Genomic DNA, 11,214 nt, shown 5'->3' with positions numbered 1-11,214 from the left:
GCATGACCCGACATTGGCAAATCGAATTAGGTTCCCCCTTGCCCTTAGGCGCGACACCGACCGCCAATGGGGTCAACTTTGCGGTGTTTTCTGAACATGCTAGCCAACTCTATCTATGTCTGTTTAATGAACAAGGGGATGAAATAGCCCACCTTCCCTTCGAGCATAAGCAGCGCGGTATCTGGCACATGGAAGTACTGGACGTGCATGAAGGGCAGCATTATGGTCTGCGCGCTGACGGTCCATTTGAGCCCGCCGCCATGCATGTGTTTAATCCGCACAAGTTACTGATCGACCCATACGCCAAGGCTCTCAGCGGCCGCCTGACATTTCACCCCGAACACATCAGTGTCAGTGGCGAGGGGCAAATGGATCAGCATGATTCGGCCGCTTCCATCCCCAAAGCCATCGTGCGTCAAATACCGGCGGCTGACAGAGCCCATAAGCCCAATATAGAGCGCGAGCAACGCTGCTTGTACGAAATGCACATCAAAGGGTTCAGTCAACATCTAGACATTGACCCAGCTTTACAAGGCACCTATTTAGGCGCTTGCAGTGAGCCAGCGCTTGAGCATCTTAAAGCACTTGGTATCAGCACCATTCAGATCATGCCCTGCTTTGCCTTTGCCGACGAGCCACACCTGCAAGACAAAGGCCTCAATAATTACTGGGGCTACAACCCGATTAATTTCTTTACCCCGGATGATCGCTATGCCCAGCAAGATGCGGTCAGTGAATGCCAAACCATGATCGCCACGTTTCATGAAGCAGGCTTTGAAGTCATACTTGATGTGGTTTACAACCACACAGCAGAAGGTGAGATCGGCCAAGGCACCAGTTGCTATCGCGGCCTAGATAATGCGATCTATTACCGCCACCAAGACGGTCAGTATTTAAACTACACAGGCTGTGGCAACTGCGTAAATACCTATCATCCAGCCACCGTGCGGCTCGTCTGTGACAGCATGCGCTACTGGGTCGAAAGCATGGGCGTAGATGGCTTTCGCTTTGATTTAGGCGTTGATTTGGGGCGTGAGCAACACGACTTTTCGCCCACCTCTCCGTTGCTACAAGCCATCTTACAAGACCCCATTTTGAGCCAAACGACCTTAGTGATGGAACCTTGGGATATTGGCCCAGATGGCTATCAAGTGGGCCATTTCCCACGTGGCTTTTTAGAATGTAACGATAAATATCGCGACAGCATTAGACGTTTTTGGCGTGGCGATTCTGACGTGGTGCCGGAGTTTGCTACCCGTATTATGGGCTCACGCGATGTGTTTCATAAAGGCCACAAGTGCGCTCTACACTCGGTCAACTTCATTACTTACCACGATGGCTATACCTTGCAAGATTTGGTGTCGTACCACCGTCGTCATAACCTAGCCAACAAAGAGCACAACCGCGACGGGCACGGTGACAACATTAGCCAAAACTTCGGCGCTGAAGGCCCAAGTGATGATCCGCGTATCCAAGCCGCGCGCTTAAATCAGCAAAACTGCTTCTTGGCGACACTATTGCTAAGCCAAGGAACGCCTCACCTGTTAGGCGGAGATGAGCTGTGTCACAGCCAAAATGGCAATAACAATGCCTATTGCCAAGACAACGATCTTACTTGGCTGGCTTGGCAGCAAGTACCTGAGTCTGCCAAGACCTTGCAAACAACGATTAGTAATTTGCTCAGTTTACGCCAGCAGCATCCTATTTTGGCCGAAGCGCTGCTGCCAGATGATCCGCTCTATGCCCACAAACAAAGCGATCAAGTCGACTGGTTTAATGAAGATGGGCAACCCATGTCGCAACAAGATTGGGATAATCCCGAGCAAGACTTTCTGTCTTTAACGCTGCGGCGGGGTGAGCAAAATACTTGCCTATGGCTAATTTTTTACCGCGAGGATCTACCGCTTACCGTAACCGTGCCAGCGCAGCATCAGTTTAAAGAAGTCTTATTTGCCAGCGGTGCGTATCAGCGTGAAGCGAACAATTTATCAATCGATACTCGCTCCGTTCTGCTAATTGAGTTAGAGTCGTAGTATTATAATTAATCAAATCAGTTAACCCGATCCGTCGAATGGAGAGCTCAGCCTTTGAGCTTTCCTGCCCCAACGACTAAGCAACAACATAAAAAACGATCGGCAGTAAGGAATAAAACGTGGCAGATATCAGTGTGCCAGATTTTCAAAACCTCGCTAAAAAAGGCGAGGATAAGAAAGAATCGGTAGCAAATAAACGGGTTTTAATTGTCGAAGATATTGGCGAAATGCGCATTATGCTGAAATCGCTAATGAGCAGTTTAGGTTATGCCAAAATCGATATCGAGCCATCCGGCCAAGCAGCACTTAAGCGAATTCTTGACGGGCGCTATGACATCGTATTATCTGACTACAATTTAGGTGGCAGTGTGGATGGCCAGCAGCTTTTGGAAGTCACGCGCAAAACCTATGCGCTAGACCATTCGACTATTTTCATGATGATTACCGCTGATACCGCCTATGAGGCAGTAGTCAGCGTGCTTGAATACCAACCCGACAGCTACTTGGTCAAACCCTTCCCGCCCGAAGCCTTTATGCGTCGTTTGGGCCGCGTGATCCAGCAGAAAAAAGCCTTTAATAAACTCAATAAAGCACGCATAAACGAAGATTGGCCGGCAGTTATCGAAGAGGCTAAGGCCATCATGGCCAAACACAAGCCTTACGCGAATTTGTGTTTGAAGTCGATCGGTGAGTCTTTGCACGCGCAAGGCAGCTTTAAAGAAGCCAAAACGCACTACATGCTGATCACGCAAAAGCATAAAAACTTGGCTTGGGCCTACTATGGCATCGCCCAATGTGAAATGTCGCTGGGGCAATACGCCGGCGCCGCCAAAAATCTTGAGACAACCATTAGCCTTAGTCGCCACTTTTTATCCGCCTACGATTTACTGGCCGATGCACAAGAACAGATGGGGAACTTAGAACAAGCGCAGCAAGCATTACGCTCGGTGCTTGAAGTGTCACCACGCTCAGCAGAGCGCAGCAAACGCCTAGGCGATATCAGCGCCAAACTCAAAGACTGGGCCTCAGCAGAACAAGCCTACGCACGCGTGATTCGCTTAAGCCGCGATACCGTCGATGAAACCGTTGATATGTATTATGATCATCTACAAGCCATCACTAATTTGATCGCCTCAGAAGGTGAAAACAGTAAACTGCTTAACGATAAATTCAAACGCTCACTGACACGTTTACGCATTATCGGCAAAGCTAGCCCTGTTGCTGTTACCAACTCCTTCCGAATCGAAGTACAGCAATACGTGACGCGCAATCATATTGGCGAAGCTATTAAAAGCTGGACTAACTGGAATCGGTTAATCAAAGACGGCAAAGCTTCCCCCTTAACCGAAGCGCAAGAATACACCCTTAAAAAACGTTTGGGGCTAGTGTAGCCCCGACCGCCCTAAATCGAGTACCTCATGCAACATCCCTACAGTCAATTATCTCCAGATCTTATTATGGACGCTCTGGAGTCCATTGGCCTCTACAGCGACTACCGCCTATATCCTTTAAACAGCTACGAAAACCGTGTTTACCAAGTAGGAATCGAAGACTCAACGCCAGTGATTGCCAAGTTTTATCGCCCTGGCCGCTGGAACAAAGCGCAAATCCAAGAAGAGCACGACCTCCTGCAACGCCTAGCAGCAGACGATATTGCCGTAGCCAAACCGCTTTTAATCGAGCAGCAGTCAGTGTTTGAGCACCAAGGCTTTTACTTTAGTGTAACGCCCAAACTACCAGGTGATGCTCCTGAAGCGGGTAACCTTGATCAACTGTTTCAGTTAGGTGAACTAATCGGGGCCATGCATCATGCAAGCGCTGCAGTAGAGCTTACAGAACGCCCAACCTTAAGCCCAGTTGAGCGCATGCAACAGGCAAGTCAGCTGGTGCTACAAAGTGAGCACTTGCCGGCCTCGTTGCGTGCAGATTACGTACGACTAATTGAGCAATTAATCGTACGCAGCCAACAAACGCTGGATGCTCATCCTAAGCGTCTGCGTTGCATTCACGGCGACTGCCATCGTAGCAATGTCCTCAACCATCAAGGTCAACTCACGCTGCTGGATTTTGACGATTGTCGTATGGGGTACGCGGTACAGGATTTGTGGTTACATATCTCCGATCATGATACCAAGCGCCAGCAGCTTAGTGAGCTGATCGAAGGCTATGAAACCTACACCCCATTTGATACCCGCGAGCTCGATTTGATCGATGCGTTTATGGCCGAGCGAAGTGTCGTATATACCGCTTGGATCGCCCAACGTTGGCAAGATCCGGCCTTCCCTAAACTCTTCCCACATTTTCAAACAAAAGAGTATTGGCAACAACACATCGCCGATCTTGAGGACATTTATAAAAATTGGGGCAACTGGCGCTAATTCAGTCTTAGACGGAATAGCTACGTACTTCAATCAGGTTGTTATCAAGATCATTAAAAAACACCGCTTGGCATTGCCCTTGCGCCGTTGACTGTTTGATGGGGCCTTCTAGCACCATCACCGCATGCTTATCTAAGTGCTGGAGCAGATCGTCCATGCCCCAATCTGTAGACAAACAAAGGTGCGCCGCCCCTTCTAATGCGTGATGGCGCATCTCTTCCCCTAACAGCTGAAATTGAATAATTTGCGTGCCCGCAACGACACAATCTTGCGTCTGCTGTAACCGCGACATCTGCAATACACGCTGATAAAAGTCCAGCGCCTGAGCGCGGTTGCTGACGGTTAAAACCACACGTTCAATACCTCGAATCATGCGTTATTCCTATTTTGTCACTTCACTAATGATGCCGACTGATGTGCCCGCTCCACAGACATCGGCCGCGTCAAAAACCTCTGGAAACAGGGCTACCAAAGCAATCTCACCTGCAACAATTTTGTCTTTAAGCGGACGTGCCAATCGCTTAATGCGATACTCAAGCTGCATGGCGACACGCTTGCCCGCTACGCGCTCATGCCACACCAACGTCAAAGGCGCTTTGCCACGCAAATAACGCGCACTCTTTTTGCCCGACGAGGCATGCTCTTCAAAGCGGCGCGTAACATCAGTCGTGACACCCGTATATAGGGTGTTAAGCCCCGTTTTGATGATATAAACAGACCAATCAGACATAACCAAATTTAAGCTTTCCTATTAATCGGTAAGTGTCGCACCTCTGCTAGCGCTTTGCCAGCCTAGCAACAGCCCAACGACGACCGCAGACTGCAACTATGTCAAGATTCAGTGGTCTTTACTTTTCTTTGCATTTGAAACAGTAAACAATCTGTCATTCACCTCGGTATAATTAACTTTCTTGTACTGTAGAACTGGGTTGTTTTAATGATCGGAGCGGCTATGACACCTAGCGCCAAACTTCCACTGCTGATGCTTTGCCTTGTAGGGCTGACAGGTTGTAATCATCTGTCCGAGCGTCATGACTATCAAGCCGATGCCCAAAACCAGCTAGAGACCGAACAACAACACGTTTTTGGACGCCCCGAAGGTGACGAAAGCACGCTACATTTAGGCGATTTAATCGCTTCTGACCAGTTAGATAGGCTTATTAAACAAGCCTTAGCTGGCAACCCTAGTCTGCAGCGTACAGCGCTCTCACTGGAAGCCAGCCGTTGGAATATTCGCAGCGTGCAAGGTGAACAACTGCCTCAAGTAGACACCAGTGTCTCAGCTAACCGCGAGCAAGACAGCGATACCCGCTACAGCGCCAGCGCCAACATAAGCTGGGAGCTTGATCTATGGGCACAGCTTGCCGATCGGGAGTCCGCCGCGCTTAAAACCCTTGCTAGCGACAGTGAAACCTATCGCGCCAGTCAAGCCAGCTTAGCGGCTAATGTGATGAAAAACTGGCTTCTGCTGATTGCAAACCAGCGCGCGATTGACATCGAGCGACAGCGCTTAGCGCTACTTGAAACCAATGAAAAACTGATTATCCAGCGCTTTCGCAACGGTCTAGGCACGCTAGAAAACCTCGATCAAGCCGAAACCTCCACATCGCAATCAAGAGCCTCATTAGCCGAGTACCAAGAAAATCTCGCCAGTAACTATCGCGCCCTGAAATTACTACTCGGCAGCAATCAAGACTTTAACGTGCCGCCAGCCACTGATTATCCTGAGATCATCATGCCTTTAACCGATCTGCCCAACCAATCTTTAGCCCTGCGCCCGGATTTACGGGCCGCTTACCTTGCTATCGAAGCTGCCGATTACAACGCCGCGGTGGCTTACAAAGACATGCTGCCATCGCTGAGTTTAAGCGCTAGCTTATCAGACAGCGCTAGCACTTTACGCGACGCGTTATTTGTTTCTCCTGTGTGGTCTTTATTAGGTCAACTCAGTGCACCGATCTTTCAAGGCAATCGTCTAAAAGCCGCCAGCGAAGTCGCAAAAATCGAGGTAGCTCAAGCCTATCAAGACTATCGTGAAACGCTCTTAACCGCCGTCAACGAAGTGGAAAACGCCATCGGGCAAGAGCGCGTACTCGCGACCCGCCGCGCCCATATCGCCGATGCGCTGGACAATGCTGAAAGCAACCGTCAGCTGTACGAGCGTCGCTATCGCTCAGGCTTAGTCGAATTAAGGGATCTGCTTGATGCTCAGCAGTCAGTGTTTGACCTGCAAGCAGAATTAGACGATTTACACTATCAACAACTGACCAATCGTGTCGATTTAGGGCTGGCGCTTGGCCTAGGAGTACAACAGTAATGGGACGTAAATTACCTTGGCTGGTATTTGGCTTAGCCGTTGCCTTGTTTATTGGCGTCTATGCCTATATTCAATACGCCATCAGCCAAAACCAAGCGCAATTCAGTCGTAGCAGACCCGCTGCCCCCGAAACCGCACTGGATGTTACTGTGGTCAATGTTACACCGTCTTCACATGCCGCCTCCTTGACCGCTGTCGGTCTAGCGCAGCCTAACTACAATCTAAGCTTGACCAGTCAAGTAAGTGGTGAAGTGACCACAGTGTCGCCTAACTTGGAAGCCGGCGCTCAAGTCAAACAAGGAGAAGTTCTAGCACAACTGACTAACCTTAGTTTGCTTACTGAGCTGGCCAGCGCCAAAAATGAACTCGCCGCTTCACGCCTCGCCCTTAAACAAGAACAGCGTCAAGTAGAGCAAGCCAACGCCGAATGGCAAGCTGCCGGACTTGAAGGTCAACCCGACTCCGACCTAGTGCTACGCGAGCCTCAGCTGGCTGCCGCTCAGGCCGATGTCGATGCCGCGGAGTCCGCTTTGGCGCTCGCCCAAGACAATGTTGAAAAGCTAACCATTCGCGCGCCCTTTGATGGTGTCATCGCCGCCGAAGCCATTTCGCTAGGCACTTACCTAAGCAGTGGTGCCGAAGTCGCTACCTTATATAGCTCGGATCGCGTCGAAATCGCTCTACAACTAAGCCAGCAAGATTGGCAAAAGTTACCTACCGCCCAGACCATGCTCGAGCAACATTGGCCAGCCCAAGTGCGAGCGGTGGATGGTCAGCATGTTTGGCCTGGGTATGTGAAGCAAGCCGGCCTTCATGTGGACACTGAGACAGGCTTACGCAGCCTTTATGTTGCGGTCGATAACCCCTTAGCTCAGCAACCTAGTTTATTATTAGGCAGTTACGTTCGTATCACGTTATCGGGCAAACAACTTGAGAATCTTTGGCAGCTGCCCAATTCTGCATTGAGTCAAAAAAGCCAAATTTGGTACGTCGATGCGGATAACCGTCTGGCGAATTTCGATACCACGCCCCGCTTTGTCGACCAAGAGTATGTCTATGTGGATGTGCCAGAATCACTCCAAGGGCAAGCGCAACAAGTCCTAACCCATCCTTACAATAGCTACCTGAAAGGCATGTTGGTAAATCCGGTGGAGTGGGCACAAGAATGAACTCTGAACAAGCTCGCGGCATCATCCCTTGGTTTGCCAACAACCCAGTAGCGGCCAATCTACTTCTCGTACTCGTGATTGCCCTAGGCATCATGAGCGTGGGCGATCTAAATCGTGAGGCCTTCCCAAGTTTCCCTGCCGATCGTGTATCCATTTCCGTCGACTACGACAGTGGTTCAGCGCAAGCCTCTGAAGAAGGGGTAGCCATCCCCATCGAACAGGCGCTCCAAGATGTTTTGGGCATTGATGACCTGACCACCCAATCCACGGCCAACGGAGCAAGCGCCACCATTGAAATGCAAGAAGGCTATGACATCGAAAAGCTGATGCAGGATGTCAAAGACAAACTCGACCAAGTCACCTCATTTCCAGATGAAGCCGACCCACCGGTGGTCTCTCGCTCACGCCGTGAAGAGCATGCTTTGTGGATTCAATTGTATGGCGACGCCGATCGACGCACCCTACAAACTTTGGCTGAAGAGCTTGAGTCAGACTTGTTGACCAGTGCGTACATCAATGCTGTTTCGATTTCAGGCTGGCTCGATCCCACTATGTTGATCGAGGTCGATAAGACCAAGCTGGAAGCTTACAATCTCACCTTGTCGGACATCGCTAATGCGATCAACGAAGAGTCTACGCCCTCTCGCGTCGCTACCGTTCGCGACGCCGATGTCTATTTACACGTGCGCGCCTCTGAGCAAGCCTATGTCAAACAGCAGTTCGCCGACATTCGCATTGTTTCGCTTGCCAGTGGTGGTAGCTTGCGCCTTGGTGACCTAGCCATTATTCGTGATGCCTATGACGAAGACGATTTTGTCTTATCACGCTTTAATGGCGAGTCCAGCCTCGCCTTAGAAGTCATTACCACCGGCGAAGATGACATCACTGCCTCCGTCAATGGTGCGCGAGACATCATTCAACAATGGCTCGACAGCAATCGTTTACCCCAAGGCGTGTCTTTAGACACTTGGCATGATCGCAGTGAATCCATCAATGATCGCCTCGCACTGATGGTTAAAAATGCCATTACCGGTATTTTATTGGTGTTTGTCATGTTGGCGGTATTTTTGAATTTAACCGTCGCATTTTGGGTCGCCCTAGGCTTACCGTTTATTTTCTTTGGTACGTTTTATGTCATGGGACTTGAGAGCGTCGGCTTAACCCTAAATCTACTGACCACCTTTGGCTTTATCATGGCCCTAGGGATTGTTGTCGACGATGCGGTGGTCATCGGTGAGAGCGTTTACAGCGTCAGACAAAAAGAAGGCGACACCCTCGCCAACACCATCAAAGGCACCATGCAGGTGGCGGTGCCGACTCTATTTGGCGTCTTTACCACGGTGGCAGCGTTTTGGGCACTGTCCAATATCGAAGGTCGCCTAGGCCAACTGTACGCTCAGTTCGCTGCGGTGGTGACCATCTGTTTGTTGTTGTCTGTGATCGAGTCGAAACTTATTTTGCCCGCTCACTTGGCCCACTTAAACACGCAAAAGCGTCGTGCGGAAAATCCACTACTAAAACTCTGGAGTAAAGTGCAACAGACAGCGGATGGTGCTCTGCAATGGTTCAACCATAAAATCTATTATGGCCTAATCCATCGCGCCATTGATCACCGTTACGCGGTGATTGTGCTGTTTGCAGCGGTATTCACACTGGTGGCCTCGATGCCCTTTACTGGTGCCATTCGCATCAGCTTTTTCCCCGACATCCCGGGCGACACCATCCGTGCAAATCTCACCATGCACAACGATGCCAGCTATGGGCAAACGCACAAGGTCTTAACACACCTTGAACAAAGCGCGCTGGCAACTGATCGCCAATTACGTGGTGAGCAAGAACAAGCTGGCATTGAAAACTTACAAGTGACCGCTAGCAATGACCAATCCGGAAGCCTGCGCATTGAGCTGGGCAGTCAAGCCAATTACAGTGCCGCCGAGTTCGCACGCACTTGGCAAACGCTTATCGGTGAACCAGAAGGCGTCAGCAACTTGCGTATACGCACCTCATGGGGTTCAGTCGATGCCCTTAGAGTTGAACTACGTGGCAGTGACAACAGTGTACTTGATGCCGCCATGGCAACACTGATCAAGAAGCTAGATGCCGTACCAGCCGTGCAAGGAATCGAAGAAAATGACTCGGCTAAGGAGTCACGTATTGTACTCAACCTAAACGATCAAGGGCGCTCCTTAGGGCTCACCACCAATGAACTGGCGAGTCAAATCATGAGCAACTTTGATGGCCAAGTGGTGCAAAAATACCAACGTGATAATTCCGAAGTTGAAGTTCGCTTGGGCTATCCCGATGCCCAACAAGAAAGCCCAGCCAACATACTCAACACACTGATCATTCTCGAAAACGGCGCCCGTGTGCCGCTCGCATCAGTCGCTTATCTCACCCAGGAAGTAGCACAAACCAAAATCACACGCATCGATAGCAAGCGCTCGGTATACCTCTCAGCCGAAGTCGACAAAGAGCGTATGTCGGCTACCGAGGTAGTGGCCTATCTTAAAAATGCTGTCGAACCGGAAATGAAACAGCGCTTCCCAGCAGTCGATATGTATTACTCGGGCGAAGCAGAAGAGCGCGAAGAAACTGAGTCGTCTATGGTTGAGATGTTTGCCATCGCCATGCTGATCATCTACGGCTTGCTGGCCATTCCGCTAAAGTCCTACAGCCAACCAATTGTCATCATGATGGCCATTCCCTTTGGCGTAGTCGGTGCCCTCTTAGGCCATTGGTTCAATGACTTAGCGCTGGGGATTTTTTCACTCAATGGCATCATCGCGCTGTCGGGGGTGGTGGTCAACGACAGCCTACTGCTTACCTCGCGCTTTAATGAGCTGCGCAAACAAACCGTGCATTTGCGCAAAGCTGTCGTGGAAGCCTGTCAAAGTCGCCTACGCGCAGTATTATTGACGTCTGTCACCACCTACGCGGGCTTGATCCCAATTTTGGGTGAGACCTCGCGTCAGGCCAAAGTCATGGTGCCCGCCGCCGTCTCATTAGCTTACGGTATCCTGTTTGCTACCCTGATCACTTTAGTGCTGATTCCAGTGTTATTGATGATCAAGGAAGACTTGCACAATTTATACAGTCGCCTCAAAGGCAAAGTAAGCGGTCAAACTGTCGAGCAAGCTCCTTAACGGCGCACCAACACAAATTATTACATTTGTTTCACGCCAAGTGCCCTGCGGCCTTGGCGTTTTTTATTGCCTATCAAAACGTTATTTTTCCGACTCTTCGACTAAAGTCTCACTTCTTCTTTACAACGGCACTGCTACATTCAATGTGCAAATAAAAATAACAAAGGAGACGAC

Annotated in this window: 8 protein-coding genes; 6 read left to right on the top strand and 2 right to left on the bottom strand. The window is 50.1% G+C overall.

The window, feature by feature from the left end; genetic code table 11:
• Positions 1-2: 2 nt before the first annotated feature.
• From glgX to JQX58_RS00840, 3 genes are all read left to right on the top strand, one after another.
• Positions 3-2,033, top strand: coding sequence for a glycogen debranching protein GlgX (gene glgX / locus JQX58_RS00850; protein WP_204144937.1), 2,031 nt, complete (start codon positions 3-5; stop codon positions 2,031-2,033).
• Between the two features lie 119 nt (positions 2,034-2,152).
• Positions 2,153-3,424 (top strand): response regulator, encoded by a 1,272-nt coding sequence (locus JQX58_RS15505; RefSeq protein ID WP_338040628.1) that lies wholly within the window; start codon positions 2,153-2,155, stop codon positions 3,422-3,424.
• 27 nt (positions 3,425-3,451) lie between these two features.
• Positions 3,452-4,411 (top strand): serine/threonine protein kinase, encoded by a 960-nt coding sequence (locus JQX58_RS00840; protein ID WP_204144936.1) that lies wholly within the window; start codon positions 3,452-3,454, stop codon positions 4,409-4,411.
• Between the two features lie 7 nt (positions 4,412-4,418).
• Here JQX58_RS00840 and JQX58_RS00835 read toward each other — a convergent pair whose 3' ends face one another.
• Positions 4,419-4,784, bottom strand: coding sequence for a VOC family protein (locus JQX58_RS00835; RefSeq protein WP_204144935.1), 366 nt, complete (start codon positions 4,782-4,784; stop codon positions 4,419-4,421).
• A 9-nt stretch (positions 4,785-4,793) separates the two neighbouring features.
• A complete protein-coding gene (locus tag JQX58_RS00830; RefSeq protein ID WP_204144934.1) occupies positions 4,794-5,141 on the bottom strand; it encodes a GIY-YIG nuclease family protein in 348 nt (115 codons plus the stop codon).
• A gap of 207 nt (positions 5,142-5,348) precedes the next feature.
• Here JQX58_RS00830 and JQX58_RS00825 point away from each other — a divergent pair, with 207 nt between their 5' ends.
• Genes JQX58_RS00825 through JQX58_RS00815 form a run of 3 tightly spaced genes read left to right on the top strand, consistent with a single transcriptional unit; the run spans position 5,349 to position 11,040 of the window.
• A complete protein-coding gene (locus tag JQX58_RS00825; protein ID WP_239090110.1) occupies positions 5,349-6,728 on the top strand; it encodes a TolC family protein in 1,380 nt (459 codons plus the stop codon).
• A complete protein-coding gene (locus JQX58_RS00820; RefSeq protein WP_204144933.1) occupies positions 6,728-7,897 on the top strand; it encodes an efflux RND transporter periplasmic adaptor subunit in 1,170 nt (389 codons plus the stop codon). Before JQX58_RS00825 ends, JQX58_RS00820 begins: the two co-directional genes overlap by 1 nt.
• Positions 7,894-11,040, top strand: a complete 3,147-nt coding sequence (locus tag JQX58_RS00815; RefSeq protein ID WP_204144932.1) for an efflux RND transporter permease subunit — start codon at positions 7,894-7,896, stop codon at positions 11,038-11,040. Before JQX58_RS00820 ends, JQX58_RS00815 begins: the two co-directional genes overlap by 4 nt.
• The last annotated feature ends 174 nt before the right edge of the window (positions 11,041-11,214 follow it).

Origin of the sequence: Marinomonas ostreistagni, from assembly GCF_016888445.1 — a bacterium.
Classification (GTDB): domain Bacteria; phylum Pseudomonadota; class Gammaproteobacteria; order Pseudomonadales; family Marinomonadaceae; genus Marinomonas; species Marinomonas ostreistagni.
This window is presented reverse-complemented; position numbering and strand designations above follow the sequence as displayed.

Coding starts and splice junctions, on each gene's coding strand:
- glgX (WP_204144937.1), top strand. CDS start 3: ATGACCCGACATTGGCAAATCGAATTAGGTTCCCCCTTGCCCTTAGGC.
- JQX58_RS00835 (WP_204144935.1), bottom strand. CDS start 4,784: ATGATTCGAGGTATTGAACGTGTGGTTTTAACCGTCAGCAACCGCGCT.
- JQX58_RS00830 (WP_204144934.1), bottom strand. CDS start 5,141: ATGTCTGATTGGTCTGTTTATATCATCAAAACGGGGCTTAACACCCTA.
- JQX58_RS00825 (WP_239090110.1), top strand. CDS start 5,349: ATGATCGGAGCGGCTATGACACCTAGCGCCAAACTTCCACTGCTGATG.
- JQX58_RS00815 (WP_204144932.1), top strand. CDS start 7,894: ATGAACTCTGAACAAGCTCGCGGCATCATCCCTTGGTTTGCCAACAAC.
- JQX58_RS00840 (WP_204144936.1), top strand. CDS start 3,452: ATGCAACATCCCTACAGTCAATTATCTCCAGATCTTATTATGGACGCT.
- JQX58_RS00820 (WP_204144933.1), top strand. CDS start 6,728: ATGGGACGTAAATTACCTTGGCTGGTATTTGGCTTAGCCGTTGCCTTG.